Source organism: Shewanella sp. 10B, from assembly GCF_023475885.1.
Taxonomy (GTDB): domain Bacteria; phylum Pseudomonadota; class Gammaproteobacteria; order Enterobacterales; family Shewanellaceae; genus Shewanella; species Shewanella mangrovisoli.
The window spans coordinates 578,791-594,958 of record NZ_JAMDJO010000003.1; the positions used below are offsets into that span (position 1 = coordinate 578,791).

The following is a 16,168-nucleotide window of genomic DNA, read 5'->3' on the forward strand; positions in this document are numbered from 1 at the left end:
GTTCTCAAAGGCTAACGCCGAGCCACAAAGACCTAACGCATAAATGAACATCAAATAACGAAATAATTGACTACAATCCACGGGCTTCTACCTCGACTTGACGGCTGACACGGGTATCACCACTCTCGCATATCGCTTGGCTCTTAATGTGGTACTGGGTGACAGAATCCACAAAATACTGCGTACATTGTAAAGTCACGCTACAGGCATGAAAACCCACAACATTGGGCGGCGTCCAAGAGTTTGCAACACTGGTACAGGTCGCCGTCGCATTGGCGAGGGCGTTTAATGGGAATAATTGCGCCAGCGCCGCATCGGCACCACTGTTCGCCGCCGCTAAGGCGCGAGTTCCCCACACTTCTTGAGTTAATCCGGTATCGGCATCTTCGACTATGTTGATTAAAGCGGCGGCCAATAAAAACATCACAGTAATAACAAAAATGCCGATGATTAAGGCGCTGCCACCTTGGCGATGGGCCGCACACTGACGATATGCTGAGCGCGAGAGGCTAAATAAGTTAGGGGACATTAATCACCTGCACTTGATGTCGATATTGAAATGTCTCGCCATTGACATTAAATCGCGGTTGTAAATGCACCATCGCATTATTAACTAGACTCGATGGCGTTAAGATCAGCGGTAAATCGGCGTTATTACTCAAATCATTGGCCACATTCTGGGCCATTAGCACACCCGAACTCATATCCGTAGGCGTTGGCAGGCTGGCATTCACCCCATAGCCAGTATAACGCTTAAGAGTTAAATCATTGCTGGATGACGCTTTTTCAAAACAATAACTCACAGGGCTCGAACCAAAATAGATCCTTTGCCGCGGGGACGCTTCGGCAAAGCGTGTTGATGCCATAAAGGTAAGAGTGACTTGATTAGCCGGATTAGGCAGCTCACCTAGGGGGGTAAAAGTCTTAATCTGTGCCCGTTTTTGTCTGGCGCTGTTATAGACATCGCTATCAGTCAAAGGATAAATCCAAATATATTGGTTGTCCTTAATGTTATCGGTCGCATTGAGAATTACTGTTCCCGTTAGGGCTGCTGCACTCGGCGCAATCGGCATGGCTAAATAGGTGGTACTCGCCTCAATAGGGGCAAATTCAACGCACTGATAGGTTAAGCCATTACCATTGAGCCGCACACTGTTAGGCACGGCGCTGCGCAGCTCACGGGTCATACGCTCGATGGCAAAACGACTCTGGCTTAGCACTTGATCGACCGAGCTCGACTCCACAAAAATCCGCGTACCGAAAATAATAAAGCTACTCACGCCCACCACCAGAATGCCTAGGATAAGGATCACAGTGACCATTTCGACTAAGGTAAAACCCCGTAGGGAGCGCGCCATGCGCTTTGCAGATAAAGCGCTCATTAGTAATTGCTCCTCACCAGATTGTAAGTGATCACTTCGTTATCTGGGGTAATCACATTAATGGTCACTAACTTGGTATTGGGTGCAGAACCATAGGCGACAGAGACACTTAATTGATAGTTCGGGTACGCCTGCGCATAAGTTTGGCTGGAATTGAGCATAGTGGCGTTTTGAGTTAAGCCGTGATAGTCATCCACATCGTTAAAATCGTTACGCCCTTCGCCCTCATCCGGCCATTTCCACTCCGATGGCCCTAAATTGGTCACACTTGAGCAAGGTGCCCCTAATGGACTCCCGCAAGCAGGCACACCGCCATTGGCATTGGTATTTTGATCATAACGCTTACCCCAAATCTCATTCATCACCGAGTGGGCAAGTTCGGCACTCTTGACTCGATGCAAGGTCTTGGCAGCGCGATCCGCCTGCGGAAATAACATGCTACTGAGCATCACGATAGCAATGGCAATGACTAACATGCCAACCACTAATTCGATTAAGGTAAACCCCTGTTGTTTAGCTTTTGAGGATGCTTTTACTGATGTGCTTATCGAAAACAGCCGAGGATTAATTCGCATAAATATAGCCCTCGCTGGAGATATTAATCGCCACAGTATCATTGGCAATCACATTGATACATGGCCCATTACACGCAAGCGATGCTCGACCATTGATATCAAAATCAAGGTAAAAGCTCTTGGCATTGTTACTGATAAGCACTAACTGCGCGCCACCTTGAAAAGCTTGGCTGGATAAAGGGTTAGGAGACAATGGTGAGCCCGTACAACCAGTGGTATTTCGACTGGTAAACTGACTCACTTGATAACCCGTCGCCGACACGACAACGCGGTAACATCTATCGGTATTATTCAAGGCTTTTTGCTGAACCTGGCGCAGCTCGGCCATAAATTCATTGCGCAGACTAAAGGCGCTATAGGATGACTGGCTAAATAAGCGCGGCAGTACCGTCACCGATAGTATCCCAATCAGGATAATAGTGGTCACGAGTTCGACTAAGGTAAACCCAAACTGTCTGCCGCTGGAAAATCTACGCATTGTCCGCTTTGCCGTGATGCTAGGTTCTAGGTTCTAGGTTCTAGGTTCTAGGTTCTAGGTTCTAGGTTCTAGGTTCAGTTTCTGCCAACTTGATTCGTAAGGCAAATATTTCGCCTAAACAAAAGAAATAATTAGCAAATTCATTTTATTACAGCCAACACTCCGATTGGTTGCTGACCTAAAAAAAAGGCCTGCTAGGCAGGCCTTTTCATATAACTTAAATTAGCAAGCTGAAGCTGTAGGCAACGGCAAGAAAGATGGAGCACCAGAATCACTCGCCTCTTTGTAAGTTAACTTACAAGCAGCTGGAGCACCTTTTTGCCATATTTCAACGGATTTAGTGTCTGTTCCAGATGCTGCCGTTTCCTTAATAACCCACTCAGCAGTAGCATCTGTTGCTGTTGCCTTGCCATCGGCACCTAAATCAAATTTAACATCCACACCTTTTTCAAGTTCAACTTTCGTTGCTTGCAAATAGCCAAATTGTGTAATTGCAGAAATACCTGCTCCAAGGTCAACAGAAGGATTATCTGATGCTGCTTTTTTCTCTACCCCAGCCAGTGCTGCTTTTGAATAAACTAAAGTGTTAGCACCTTGGATTGAAGCTTTCAAACCATTCAGCGCAGACACTCGAGCATCACCTTGCAGATTAATAAACTTAGGTGCCGCTGTGACAGCAAGAATACCTAAGATGATGATCACTACAACTAATTCGATTAAGGTAAAACCTTGTTGTCTTTTCATATAAAACTACCCTTTATTTGAGAACCAAGTAACTTAGTCAGTTAAAAATAAACTACTTAAAAGATAAACCAATTAAAACATTTAATTAAGGCGTAAATGGTGTTTGAGTGAAACTTAATACTTTGCCCGTACCTGGGTTATACACCACCCCTTTAGCGCCCGTAGTGGATAAATCTGGCGCTGGCGTCGGTACACCTGTGGTTTGGTTTAGCACCAGAGAAGCCACTTGGTGATAAACACATAAATCGAGACCCGTTACGGCTGTTCCGCTAATCGAATTTGAGCTACCGCCGGCACCATCGATAACGCGCACTGTATAACGTTGATTACGCGCATCTTGCGAATAAAGCACGTTACGCGGCGCACTTTGCAACACAGTATTAAATACCTGCTGACAGCTTGCATCGGTCATCGCCGTCGCATCGGTACCAGAGGTGCCCGTTGGATAACCAAAACGCGGATCGAGGGACACTGAAGTACCGTCTAAGATCACACTGCTATTTTGGCGACCATCGACTTCCCATTGCGAACGCACAAAACTCACTGCGGTGGATAAACCACCCGCGACTCCGTCCACACTGGCATCTTCAGCATCATCGGTAACATTTAAAAAACGAGGGATCGCGGTGGCGGCCAACAGACCTAAAATTACGATCACTATGACCAGTTCAATCAATGAAAAACCATCTTGCTTAGTCTTCATTCGTCTCTCCCTATCTTGATGAAAGTCCATTCTAACAGCTAAATCAGTTTAAAAAAGCCCGTTACTTAACAATATTTTAGGAAGACGTCAAAAAAATGACCCTGCCAGAGTTTAGTTGATAGCCGATACTGTCCCCATTTTTTGAGCGATAACGACAGCTATTATCCTTAGCAAAATACGAGCCGATAAAGGATTCATCCCCAGCCTCTTGACCCATTAATTGTTGCCATAATAGCTGACAACTTTGGTCATCAAGATGACTCGGTTGTGGCCAACCCTGCACACTCATAAGCACAGAAGTTTGATCATTATTTGCGCTTTGCTCGTTAAACACTTCCCAATCTAGTCGCATTTGTTGTGGTTTGCCAAGGGATAACCATTGGGAACGCACCATAGCCAACACATTTAAGAAGCGCGTATGTTCGAGCTCCACACTGCGGGCAGCAAGTTGTGGCATAGTCGCAAAATATTTAAAGCCAATCACCGCGAGAATAATCAAGATCAAGGTCAGGCTAACGAGCCGCCCATACACACGTAATAGATCGCTTTCGGCCTTCTGCTGGCTCTGCATCTATTTGATCCTAAATGAGTTAAATTCTCGACTCGGCATTACTTCCCGCCTTTAACCACGTTGAGCATGTCCCACATCGGCAGATAAATACCCAGCGCTAAAATCAATACAATCACAGCGACGATCCCGATCAAAATCGGCTCTAACTTAGCAGTAAGATTTTTAAGATCGTAGTCGACCTCACCTTCATAAAAATCGGCCGCATCATTTAGTAGCTGGTCAATTTGTCCGGTTTCTTCGCCTACCGCGACCATTTGCAACACCAGTGGCGTAAACAATTTACTCTGGTTCGACACCCTCAGCATAGATTCGCCAGACTCAATACCGCGGCGCATCCCGACAATTTTGTCGTGCATATAGGCATTATCCACCGCATCGGCTACTAGACTGAGCGCCTGTGTCATCGGCACACCCGCGCTCAACATCATCGAAAAACTGCGGCAATAACGGGAGAGAGTCGAGCGTTCAATAATCGACCCCACGGCGGGAATGTGTAACTTCCACTGGTCCCATTGTTTCTCTCCTTTTTCCGTATGGTGCCAGTAGCGGATCCCAATAATGGTCCCAAGCAGTATTATCAGCATCAAGGGCCAATAGTTGACAAACAAGTTTGATGTGCCGATTAACACCTTAGTCGCCCAAGGCAAGTCGGCACCGAAGCGGGCAAACATCTCGGCGAATTTCGGGATCACCATGATATTTAAAATCACCATCGCCAGCGCGATGGCAATCAATACAAATATGGGGTAACGCATCGCGGCTTTAATTCGGCGGCGAGTTTCCTGCTCACGCTCGATATAACCCGAGAGCTGAATAAAAGCATCCTCTAACTTACCGGTGTTTTCGCCCACATGAACCATAGAAACAAACAGAGAATCAAACACATCTGGATGTTGGTTCATGGCCGATGACAGTGGGCGCCCCGCAGTTAACTGCTCTGAAATATCATTCAGCGCATCCTTCATCCGTTGGGAGTGGGCGGTTTCGGATAAGCCAGCAATGGCACGCAGGATGGGGATCCCCGAGCGTGTTAACGAGTACATTTGTCGGGTAAAAATTTGTAATTCATCCAAGCCGACTTTGCGCTTAAACAGCTGCGCCAAGGTAAAGGACTTAGCTTCCTTCGCGACTTTGACTTCTAACGGGATAATGCCGCGGGCTAACAGCATATCGGCCGCCGCCCCCTCGGAGGCAGCATCGAGCTGACCCGTTACGGCCTGACCTTGTCCACTGCGTCCACGGTATTGATAAACCGGCATAATTACGCCTCAACGCCTTGCTGACTGATAATATCCCGCGAGAGTGGCACCTGTGACTCACTCACATCCTCAACAAGCTTAGCCACCTCTTCAATGGTCGTCATGCCCTCGCTCAAATATTGCAGTGCCGACTCGGCCAGCGGGGTAAAATTCGGGCTTTGCAGGGCTGCACGGGCAAAATCCTGTGGATTACCGGTACGCATCGCATCGATCATCTTCTCATCCAATTCAAGGATCTCAAAAATACCGATACGGCCGCGATAACCACTGCCGTTACAGCTTTGGCAGCCAGTGCCAATGCGGAACTTGGCCGATGAAAAGTCCTGACGACTCACACTATTCAGCCAGGCTTTTTCCTGCGCCGTAGGCTGATATTCCACGCCACAGTTATGGCACACGCGGCGCACTAGACGCTGGGCAATAATCACCCTCAGCGCGCTCGCCACTAAGTAACTGGCGGCGCCCATATCGAGTAAACGTAGCGCGCTGGTCACCGCATCGTTAGTGTGCAATGTGGATAACACAAAGTGACCCGTAAGTGCGCCCCTAAGACCAATCTCCACGGTTTCTTGGTCACGCATCTCACCGACCATGATAATGTCCGGGTCTTGACGCAAGGTGGTACGCAGCACGTTCGAAAAATCGAGTCCAATCTTATGGTTAACTTGAACTTGGTTGATCCTTGGCAATTGGTATTCGACCGGATCTTCTACCGTGATGATTTTGCGATCAGCAGTATTGAGCTCACTTAAGATGCCATACAGGGTGGTGGTTTTACCGCTACCCGTTGGCCCTGTCACCAGCAACATGCCGTGGGGGCGTTTAATCTGCTTACGAATACGCGCCAAAATATGCGGCGGCATCCCAGTCTCGTTTAAAGTCAACAAGCCTGCGGATTGATCGAGTAGACGCATCACCACAGATTCGCCGTGGTAAATCGGCATGGTCGACATACGCACGTCAATCTTGTGGCCCTTAATTTCCATATGGAAACGCCCGTCCTGCGGCAGACGTTTTTCAGAAATATCCAGCCCAGCCATAAGCTTAAGGCGCAATACTAAGGCCGCAGCAATATTGACCTCGTTTAGAATGGTCTCGTGTAACTGGCCGTCGATACGTTGGCGGATCCGCAGCGCTTTTTCGCCGGGCTCAATATGAATATCCGAGGCGCGCATTTGCACCGCGTCTTCAAAAATCGACTGCAGCAGCTTAACGACTGTGGTTTCATTATCGCTATCGCTCGAGGTCAGGCTCGCCAGATCAAACATTTGATCTGCGGCATATTCCTCTTCGAGCTTACCGGCGATTTGCACGATTTGGTCGGTGCGGCGATACAGGTTATCGAAGGCTTGCAGTAATTGCTGCTCGGGGGCGACCGCGACACTGAGCTTTTTCGGTGCGATTAAAATCTCTAGATGGTCGAGCGCCTGCAAATCCGCCGGATCGCTCATGGCCACTAATACCGTATCCCCCCTATCTTCCACCGCGAGGGCGCGAAAACGCCGCGCTTGCACCTCGGGGATAAGGCTCACCACTTCGGCGGGGATGGGGCGTTTGCTGATATCTAGCAGTGGCAAATTGAGCTGCTGCGACAAAAATTGCAGCAGTTGGGTTTCGGTAATGGAGCGCAGCTCAATCAGGGTTCGGCCGAGCTTATGCCCAGTCTTACGCTGCTCACCCAAGGCTTGTTGTAGCTGCTCTTCGGTAATAATCGATTCTTGAACTAACAGATCGCCCAAACGCATCTTTAATCTGGGTTTCATTGGCTATCTCCTAGTTGTTGTAAACGTTGTTCAATAAAAGCCGTGGCTTGGCTCGACAGGCCTGAATAACTTAAGGCGGTGCGATAGGCCTGACTGGCGGGGCCGAATTGCTGCTGTGAATCGAGGGCATAGGCTAATCCCATCCACCATTTCCCCTGCTGCGGCTCCTGCTGCAATAACTTGCGGTAAGCCTGTTCAGCTAACGAATATTGCCCTTGTTTTTGAGCCAAATCCGTTTGCGCTAACCACTTTTGTCGAGCTAAAGGATGACTATCGGGAATTTGAGCAAGGCTAGTAAGAGCCAGATCTGTCTCGCCCATAGCATGTTGCACCCTTGCCAATAGCAAAGCAAATTCAAACTCTTGCGGATAAAGCAATCGTCCCTGCGCCAACACTTCGGCCGCTTGAGTCAGCTCCCCTTGACCATAGTGCAGTGCCGCCAGTTGTTTGCGCGACTCGTGCAAGCTCGGGTCAAGCTTGAGTGCCTTAGCGTAGTAATCCATCGCCTTAACCAACTGCCCCAGCTTTTCAGCATCCGCCGCCAACACTAACTGCTTTTGCGCGAGTTGGCTTGGTGATAACTTCACTTCTCGAATCGCCATTTGCCCCGTTGACTGAGCCTGAGCCGAAGCTGGGCTTGAAGCTTGGCTCGAAGCTTGAGTCGCAGCAGGCACGACGGGCTCACTCGCCTTAGGGTCTGTTTGAGTTATTTTTACTTCGCTCTGATTTGCGTTAACTTCTGCTTGATTTACTTTCGCAGTAACCTGTTGTGGCTCACTTTGGGCCAGCACCGACTCTTGGGTTAATGCCGCCTTGTTAGGTATATCAGTTGAGGTGTTTGCCGCAACTGATTCGGTTGTCTGCTCACTCCTTGGCTCTAAGGGCGCCGTATTTACACGGGGAGATTGAGCCACACTTGGGGCAGATTCTGCTAACTCAGATATATCCTTTGCAGGAGCCTCTGTCGACGACTGACTCACTTGCGCCATCTCTGCAGTAGGCTGATTTGGTGTAGTCGTTTCTGTTTCCAGAGGACTCGTATCAGTCTGTAGGCTGGCGTTATCTGGCTGAGTTTGCGCACTCGCTACAGGATTTACACTGTCATCCGCGACGCTCTTTACGCCGTAACTCACCTGAAAAGCGTAGACCGATAAGCCACCCACCAGCAGTGACACTAAACTGATGACTAACCATTTGCGCGATGAATTGGGGCGCCCGAAATACTGTGCCTGATGCACAGCGACATTGCTGAGGGAATGCCCCTGCTGGCGCTTATCGAGATCCTGCAGCATCTTGTTGATCACACTCATGCGACGCCTCCCCACAACTGTTGCAGGTTAACGCCAGAGAGCAGTAATGCCCCAATCGCCGCTGCACATGCTATCAGTGCGATCGCCATATACGCTGGCCACCTTTGCGAGCCGCGACTGGCATCTTCGGTATCCTGTATCGCATCCTTGATATGGGCCATACGCACTTGCGTTGCGCCTTCGCCAAAACTGAGCATCAGGGCCTTATGGGCTAAAATGTTGATTAATCTTGGAATGCCACGTGACGCCTCGGCAATCTTACGGGTCAGTTTAGGGCCAAATAAGGCTTGTCCCGCATAGCCAGCCACCGCTAAGCGATAGCGAATGTAGGCATCGGTTTCGTCCCAGGTTAACGGCCGCAGACTGTAGCTAAAGGTGATGCGCTGCCGCAGTTGCCTAAAGGCTTGACGCTTTAATCGCTCATCCAACTCGGGCTGACCAAAGAGCACCACTTGCAACAACTTACGGCTCTCGGTTTCAAGATTGGTAAACAGTCGCAGTGCTTCGAGGCTCTCATCGGGCAAGGCCTGCGCTTCGTCCAGCACTAATACAATGGCGTGGCCATGGGCGCTCAGGGCGAGTAATTGTTGCTGGATAAGTCCGGTGAGTTGCTGCTGATCGATTTCACTGGTGTATTTTAACCCAAGCTCATTGGCCACCGCCCAGCGCAGCTCGGCGGGGGTGAGATAAGGATTGGGAAGATACGCACAATGGAAGCCCTGCGGCAGCTCATTAATCAACTTACGGCAGATTAAGGTTTTGCCCGTGCCCACTTCGCCGGTGACTTTGATAAAACCTTCCCCGGTTTGTAGGGCGGTCTGCAATACTTGCAGCGCCTCTACGTGCGGGGATAACCCGAAAAAAAATCCGGTATTAGGTGTTAACGAAAATGGCGTTTGGCTGAGTCCAAAGTGCTTCAAATACATGAAAGCTTACTTATTTTCTGGATACCAACGGTCGAGTAAGGTCTTAGAACGCTCTAACTCGTTTTTCCAAGTATCATTGCCTACTACGGTCGGCTTTAACATGATAATCAACTCGGTTTTCTTCTTCTGCTTGCTGCGGTTTTTAAACAATTCGCCGACGAGCGGAATATCACCGAGCAGCGGCACCTGAGAAACCACTTCGGTATTTTCGCTCTTCATCAAACCACCGATCACCACCACATCGCCTGAGGCTGCGCGGATAACGGTATCGGATTCACGGATCTCGCTCTGTGCCAGCGGCAGTTCTAAGGATTCGCTGCTGACCTTAATGTCCTTGGTTTGTTCTTTAACATCGATAACCGAAGGATGCACGTGCAGTAACACATTGCCGTCTTTGTCGATTTGCGGCGTCACATCCAATGCGATGCCCGAGAAGAACGGCGTTAACTCTACCTGAGGCGTGGTCACAGGCGTGGTGCCCGCCACTGTGGTCGATGACACGTCGGTGACAAAGTACTCGTCGGTACCGACCTTAATCACCGCCTTTTGGTTGTTCGATGCCGTCACCCTTGGGCTGGACAACACGTCCACATCGCCTTGGGTGTCGAGCAGGCTAATCATGGTATTGAAATCCGAGCCTTTAATGCTTAAGGACGTCACGCCACCGAGGGAAGCGGTGATTTTATCGCTCAAACCTGCGCCCGCAGAGGTGCCAAAATTAATATTGGTATTACCTACGTGGCCCAATACGTTATCCCATTGAATACCTTGCTGATAACCATCAGACAAAGTGACTTCGAGGATCTTCGCTTCGAGGATCACTTGGCGTTGCAGATGGCTTTCGGCGGAATTTAAAAAGGCACGTACCTGGCGCAGCTCATTAGGATAAGCACGAATGGTCACTAATCCCGCCTGTGGCGTCACCACCACCTGACGACCCCCACCAGTGTCACCAATAATGGCGCTCAAGGTTTCTTTCAACTCGCCCCAAAAATCGGTCTTAGTGCGCGAGCGGATAAAGGTGCCGTTGGTGCTATCGCTACTGTTATTGTTGCCGTAATTACCGTTGTTGGAATTGTTATTGTTGCTGTTGTTGCCAAAATTGCCGTTGTTCGAATTGTTGTTATTGGAGTTATTGTTATTCGAGTTGTTATTGTCGGAGATCCGGCCCGAACTCACAGAGGTCAGCGATAGACCATCGCGCTCCATGTATAAGTAATTTAATGGGAAAGTCTCAGTCCGCATGCCCGCAGGGAACACTCGCAGGATGCGCCCTTCACGGCTCACCTCATAACCATAAATATCTTCCACCACTTGAATAGCTTCACTCAGGGTCACGCCTTTAAGTGACAATGAAATCGTACCCTGCACCTCGGGATGCACCGCCACGCTAAAAGGCGTGCCCTGCACTAAACTGGGGAAAAACACTCTCGCATCCACATCATTGGCAGACACATCGATACGACGCTCCGTCTCCATTGGCGGAGTTAACCCGCCCATCATGGCATTGGCGTTCAGCTCACGCTGCACCGCATCGGGCATAGTGGCCGGTGGTGGAGGCGTTGGCTGACTCGCGGTTTGCATCGAGGTGGCCAGCGCTTCTTTTGAGGCGACGGGCTGCGGTCTATCCGTGGTTTGGCAGGCCATAAGGCAAAGTGAGAGTAGAGGCGTAATATATTTAATAGCTGTCATCTGAGTGTTATTCCCTATCTCTCTATTATTGCTTGAAATAATGCTAATTTCCGTCCGTCAGACAAGGAGACCGACGAGGGAGTGATACGCACCACTTTAACCCCTTGAATGCTGTCTCCCACGGACACAATCTTATTGTTGATCACGGCATAGGCCGTGTTGCCCGAGCTGACAATGCTGTTAAGCACTAGGGCTTTGTTTTGGTTCTGAGTCACGGCGCCGGTGGCCGAGTAGCCTTTACCGGGCAAGGTCGGATCCCTTAAGGTTTCGGCCGATACTTGGGCCGACAACCCCAATAATGCAATGAAAATATAAGGCTTATTTAGCGACACTGATAAAGTCCTTATTGATACTCAAGGTATAAAGCTCAATATCGATTTTCCCCTTAGGGTATTCGGCTACTTTATAGTCGAGTCGTTTCCAGTAAAGTTTGTCGGGCATAGCCTCTACCGCTTCAACAAAGCGCAGCACAGAAAAATAATCCCCCTCCAAGCTCATGCGTATTCCATGGCTATAGAGATTTAGCTTTTTCTCTTCACCCACGGCAAGGAGTGGCACGGGCGTAACCGAGGTAAACTTAAGTAATTTAATACCTTGAACCTGCCCAAGCAGATTACCTAATAGCTCAGGCATATAATCGGCGGGCACCATGTCCACCATCTGCTCGTTGAGCTGAGCATCAATCTCTTGATTCTGTTGCTGCAACAAGTTTAAACGCTGACGATAGTCCTGGTTAGGATCCATAGCCAATCGCTGCTGATATAAATCAATCTGTTGCATCGAAATCTTGTTTTCTTGCTCTAACGCCTTCACTTGCTGCGCCGTCGAATGCTGTTGTTTCCACAGCGACTCGATAGGCATATAGGCCGACATGGCGACTAGCACTAATACGGCGAGAGCGATAAGCCCGCGCTCGCGCTGGCTGAGAGCATCAAACTTTTGCGCTAACTGTTCAAATTGGGCTTTCATCGCGCTTGCTCCTCTGGGGTCTCACTCGTCAGCGTGAAAGCCAGCGGTTTATCCTCACCGCGATCCATGGTCATAGACGAAAAAGCCTGACCTTTTAAGGTGTTGGTTGTCTTTAACTTGCCCACCCATTGCGGAATGCTCTGCGGATGATCGGCAAAGCCTTCAAACATAAAGTGCTGCTCGTTAATCACAATATGGTTCAGCCAGACACTCGCATCGGCCACCATAGCTAAATCCTTCAGCACGGGCGCAAAACCTCGGCTGGTTAAGGACGAACGCAGAGCTAATTCGCTCATCAATAATTGTTTTAACTCGAGCTGCTGTGACTCTAGCTCGACGCGCGCAACTAACTCAGGATCGGGTTTACGGGCGGCGATTTGCGCTTCAAGCTCCGCCTTTTGCTGATCGAATTGCTGTTTTTGCGTAGAGGCTTGGCTTAGTGCCCGCTGAGACTCGGTTAATTGCCAGTAGCTAAAGGCCGCGAGTATGGCGCAGACCAGTACCAAGCCTAAGGTATAACTCATTAATTTCGCGAAGGTTAGGCTCTGCTTTGGGGGTAATAATGCCGCAGAATATAGATTGACTCTCGATTTTATCACTCGGCACCTCGTGAAAGTTCACTAAAGGCTAATCCCGCCATGCTCGCGCCCACGGCACGCTTATTTACGACATTAACGGCTTGGTTAAAGTTAGCCGATACCAACTTAGCCAAGGCATCCACTGCGCCGTCGGCAAATAATTCAATTGAGGCGACCGGAGGCTGGCGCAATTGGCTTTCAAAGTAATCCATAGAACGCTGAATTTCTAGGCTTAAGTTATCCGCTAGTCCGTAATTAAGCTCATCGACTTCGGCCTTATCCAGCTCGGTAAAGCCCCGTACTCGGCGCTGCATATAGAGCTGACCTTGCTTGACCACAGTCAGCAATAACTCTTGCCCTGTATGATGGCTCACGACCAATCTCGCCTGATTATCCTCATCAAACAGGTTGGTCATGACTAATTCTTCGATGCTAATGCCTAGCACACTTAAACCTTGATCGCTGATGGCCTGCACCATAGCGCGCAACTTTTCTTTATCGACCACAACCACACTGAGCTTATTGCTCGGCAGGGGTGACTCAAAGTAATCCAAGTGAATTTGCGGCACAGGGATATTCACCATGTCTTTGATAGACCAGAGTAAAGCTTGGGCTAATTCGTCACTATCGACATTCGGTTTGTCGGCCACAAGCAATTGATAGCGGCCACTGCCAAGAACTATTTGTAAGGAAGCGTGGGGAAAGGCATTGGCAAGTTTGGCAAAGGCCTGTTGCCATTGCTCCTGTTGCAGTTCATAGGAAACCCATTGTTCTGCAAGACTTTTAGTCGCGGGAGCATAGACCCACAGCTTATCGGCACAGACATAAACACCGAGCGCCGAACCAGCCTGTTTGGCTCGCCAAAAGGCCAACCGAGCAAAAAGTCCTTTATCCATAAAAATGCCTGTCTTCCGATAAAGTTAAAGCTTGAGTCATAAGAGCGCGAATAACAAACGTCCAAAACTGAAATAAGGATAATGTGCATCACCTGCAAAATGTGAAACCCATCATATCCAGCGTCATAATTTTGGCACAGGCTAGTTTAGCCGCTAATCAGTGAATTTTATAGAGAAATCCGACATTTTGGCCCTATTCTTCCACAGCGATCACATACGCTGAGGAAATAATTCCCCGCTATTGCACCTCAATTGGCTCACTAAAATACATGCCCTGCGCCATACCCACACCGAGGATTTGTAGGGTTTGCCATTCCTCAAAGACTTCGATGCCCTCGGCACAGACTTGCACTTCGGTGCGATATAAACCACCGATAAGACTACGGATAAACAATTGATTTTCTGGTCGTAAATGAATATGACGCACAATTGATCTATGGAGTTTAATCATGTCGAAATGGCATTCACGAATATAGTAAGTGCCCACCACTTGTTGACCCACATGGTCAACGCACAGTCGCGCGCCCATCTTACGGATCATATCCAGCTTAGGCTTAAGCTTATCTTGGTGCTGGATAACGATGTCCTCGGACACCTCAAAAATCAGTTGTGGCGTCAAATGGCGATATTCGAGCAGAGTGGTTTTAAGCCACTGAGTAAAGGCGCGGCTCATCAAGGTATCTAGGCTCAAGTTCACACTATAGACTTGATTTTTATGTTGCTCCTGCGCCAACAAGCCCAACACTCGCTCAATCATCTGCCGCTCTACCTGAGGCATCAAACCGCATTTGTTTGCCATAGGGATAAAGAGTGTCGCCCGAACTAACGCGCCCTGATTATCCCGCGCCCGGGTAAAGATTTCCTTGTGATGTTCAACGCCGTCAGAATCCATCACTGGTTGGCTAAAGGGATAAAAACGCCGCTGGACTAAAGCATTCTCCAAGAAGCTGCGCCAACGCACTGAGCCTTTGGCAAACTCCTCATCAATCGCCCCCTTATCATACATAAACCAATTACTGTTACCTTGTAATTGCGCTGCACGTAATGCCATATCTGCTTCATCGAGCAGCTGGTTAACATTATCTCCGGCGGTAAAGTAAGCGCAGCCCAAGTGATAAAAGTTGTCTTGATTCTCCACATCGTCGGGCAAAGGTTGGCTCAGACAGACTTTGAGTAATTTACTGGCAAGTTGGTCGGCCTCAATCAAAGACACATGGGGCACGACAATCGCAAATTGATTATGGGAGCGGCGCGCAAAGATGCTGTTGGGCAAGGTCTGCAAAATAGAGTTAATGCTGTTAACTGTCGCATGGAGCAACTCTTTAACCGCGCTCTCCCCTTTCGCCTGTTGCAGTAAATCGAGGTCATCCATTTCCAACAGATAAATCACCCCGTGGGCCACCATGCCTTGATCATGGCTCAAGGCATCCAGACGGTTGTTTAAAAACAGTCGATTACCGATACGGGTTTGCGCATCTAAAAAAGTGTTGGAACGAATAAACTTATCGAAACGGCCACGTTCTTTGTGGGCGTCCTGCAATTCTTCGAGCAGCTTTGTTAAGGCTCGGTTGATCAGCCTCGGCTTACCATTGCCCGGGGTCGCGAGTGCTTGTTCGTGCTTGCCCTGCAAAATCAGTCGGCTACGCTGGGCAAGTTCTTCAATACCATCCAACTGCTGTGAAAACCACACATGGCCAAAACGCACCAGCGCAATGACTGCCAGCAAGCCCACGCCTAAAATGAGCAGCTCATACCAACTGACGCTGTAATGCTCGAAGGGCTGTGGCAGCGTGAGGGTCATATTCAATCCCGACTTGGGATCGAGCAAATGGGTATACACCATGGCATTTTGCGTCTGCACATTGCCCTGATAGGCAAAGAGCACTTCGCTCTTCATGGTCAAACGGAATTCGACGGCATTGTACGCCAGCAGCATAGGCGGCAACCAAGACTCTAACTCCCAATCGGGCTGAGTTTGATAATGCTCAATAAGTAGGGATTCAAGCTCAGTCACTTTTTGCTGTTGAAACTTATAGGTCAACTGCACAAAGCTCATCATGGCGCTGAGTAAAAAGACAAAGGCGATAGCGGCCAAGGACATTAACCAAAAACTGGTTAATTTTGTAGTTAACATTCGAGTGAATTTCATCGAGCCGCTATCCTGCAGGATTATTATAATTATCGGTGCACTCTTAACACGAGTTAAACAAATGCTACTCAAGATTATTCAGTAGCATAAGCCAAAAGGCAACCAAGGATTGGTTTTCAACGCCGCTCAAAGGATTCACATGGCAGAATTTTTATCCCGAGTAAAAACAAAAA

At 48.9% G+C, this 16,168-nt stretch carries 17 protein-coding genes; all 17 read right to left on the reverse strand.

The window, feature by feature from the left end; genetic code table 11:
- Nucleotides 1-70: 70 nt before the first annotated feature.
- The 17 genes from M0415_RS14725 to csrD all read right to left on the reverse strand — a co-directional run bounded on the left by M0415_RS14725 (nucleotide 71) and on the right by csrD (nucleotide 15,995).
- The gene (locus M0415_RS14725) at nucleotides 71-529 is read right to left on the reverse strand and encodes an MSHA biogenesis protein MshP (protein ID WP_249556304.1); all 459 of its coding nucleotides are present in this window, start codon (nucleotides 527-529) and stop codon (nucleotides 71-73) included.
- The gene (locus M0415_RS14730; protein WP_249556305.1) at nucleotides 519-1,382 is read right to left on the reverse strand and encodes a type II secretion system protein; all 864 of its coding nucleotides are present in this window, start codon (nucleotides 1,380-1,382) and stop codon (nucleotides 519-521) included. The genes M0415_RS14725 and M0415_RS14730 overlap by 11 nt, the downstream gene beginning before the upstream one ends.
- The gene (locus tag M0415_RS14735) at nucleotides 1,382-1,957 is read right to left on the reverse strand and encodes a type II secretion system protein (RefSeq protein WP_249556306.1); all 576 of its coding nucleotides are present in this window, start codon (nucleotides 1,955-1,957) and stop codon (nucleotides 1,382-1,384) included. The genes M0415_RS14730 and M0415_RS14735 overlap by 1 nt, the downstream gene beginning before the upstream one ends.
- A complete protein-coding gene (locus M0415_RS14740; protein WP_249556307.1) occupies nucleotides 1,947-2,435 on the reverse strand; it encodes a prepilin-type N-terminal cleavage/methylation domain-containing protein in 489 nt (162 codons plus the stop codon). The genes M0415_RS14735 and M0415_RS14740 overlap by 11 nt, the downstream gene beginning before the upstream one ends.
- Before the next feature lie 222 nt (nucleotides 2,436-2,657).
- On the reverse strand, nucleotides 2,658-3,179 hold the full coding sequence (locus M0415_RS14745) for a type II secretion system protein (protein ID WP_249556308.1): 522 nt from the start codon (nucleotides 3,177-3,179) through the stop codon (nucleotides 2,658-2,660).
- A gap of 85 nt (nucleotides 3,180-3,264) precedes the next feature.
- Nucleotides 3,265-3,882: a prepilin-type N-terminal cleavage/methylation domain-containing protein gene (locus M0415_RS14750; protein WP_126512030.1), complete on the reverse strand. Its 618-nt coding sequence runs from the start codon at nucleotides 3,880-3,882 to the stop codon at nucleotides 3,265-3,267.
- A 76-nt stretch (nucleotides 3,883-3,958) separates the two neighbouring features.
- On the reverse strand, nucleotides 3,959-4,453 hold the full coding sequence (locus M0415_RS14755; RefSeq protein WP_249556309.1) for an MSHA biogenesis protein MshF: 495 nt from the start codon (nucleotides 4,451-4,453) through the stop codon (nucleotides 3,959-3,961).
- Between the two features lie 38 nt (nucleotides 4,454-4,491).
- A complete protein-coding gene (locus M0415_RS14760) occupies nucleotides 4,492-5,712 on the reverse strand; it encodes a type II secretion system F family protein (RefSeq protein WP_220053986.1) in 1,221 nt (406 codons plus the stop codon).
- A 2-nt stretch (nucleotides 5,713-5,714) separates the two neighbouring features.
- Entirely contained in the window at nucleotides 5,715-7,475 is a 1,761-nt protein-coding gene (locus tag M0415_RS14765; protein ID WP_249556310.1) for a GspE/PulE family protein, read from the reverse strand.
- Nucleotides 7,472-8,785 (reverse strand): tetratricopeptide repeat protein, encoded by a 1,314-nt coding sequence (locus M0415_RS14770; RefSeq protein WP_249556311.1) that lies wholly within the window; start codon nucleotides 8,783-8,785, stop codon nucleotides 7,472-7,474. The genes M0415_RS14765 and M0415_RS14770 overlap by 4 nt, the downstream gene beginning before the upstream one ends.
- A complete protein-coding gene (locus M0415_RS14775) occupies nucleotides 8,782-9,711 on the reverse strand; it encodes an ExeA family protein (protein WP_249556312.1) in 930 nt (309 codons plus the stop codon). The genes M0415_RS14770 and M0415_RS14775 overlap by 4 nt, the downstream gene beginning before the upstream one ends.
- 6 nt (nucleotides 9,712-9,717) lie before the next feature.
- A complete protein-coding gene (mshL, locus tag M0415_RS14780; RefSeq protein ID WP_249556313.1) occupies nucleotides 9,718-11,403 on the reverse strand; it encodes a pilus (MSHA type) biogenesis protein MshL in 1,686 nt (561 codons plus the stop codon).
- 14 nt (nucleotides 11,404-11,417) lie between these two features.
- Entirely contained in the window at nucleotides 11,418-11,735 is a 318-nt protein-coding gene (locus M0415_RS14785) for an MSHA biogenesis protein MshK (protein ID WP_249556314.1), read from the reverse strand.
- Entirely contained in the window at nucleotides 11,722-12,372 is a 651-nt protein-coding gene (locus tag M0415_RS14790) for a type 4a pilus biogenesis protein PilO (protein ID WP_249556315.1), read from the reverse strand. Before M0415_RS14790 ends, M0415_RS14785 begins: the two co-directional genes overlap by 14 nt.
- The gene (locus M0415_RS14795; protein WP_088210031.1) at nucleotides 12,369-12,971 is read right to left on the reverse strand and encodes a PilN domain-containing protein; all 603 of its coding nucleotides are present in this window, start codon (nucleotides 12,969-12,971) and stop codon (nucleotides 12,369-12,371) included. Before M0415_RS14795 ends, M0415_RS14790 begins: the two co-directional genes overlap by 4 nt.
- A complete protein-coding gene (locus M0415_RS14800; RefSeq protein ID WP_249556316.1) occupies nucleotides 12,968-13,846 on the reverse strand; it encodes an MSHA biogenesis protein MshI in 879 nt (292 codons plus the stop codon). The genes M0415_RS14795 and M0415_RS14800 overlap by 4 nt, the downstream gene beginning before the upstream one ends.
- A gap of 238 nt (nucleotides 13,847-14,084) precedes the next feature.
- On the reverse strand, nucleotides 14,085-15,995 hold the full coding sequence (gene csrD / locus M0415_RS14805) for an RNase E specificity factor CsrD (RefSeq protein WP_249556317.1): 1,911 nt from the start codon (nucleotides 15,993-15,995) through the stop codon (nucleotides 14,085-14,087).
- Between the last annotated feature and the right edge of the window lie 173 nt (nucleotides 15,996-16,168).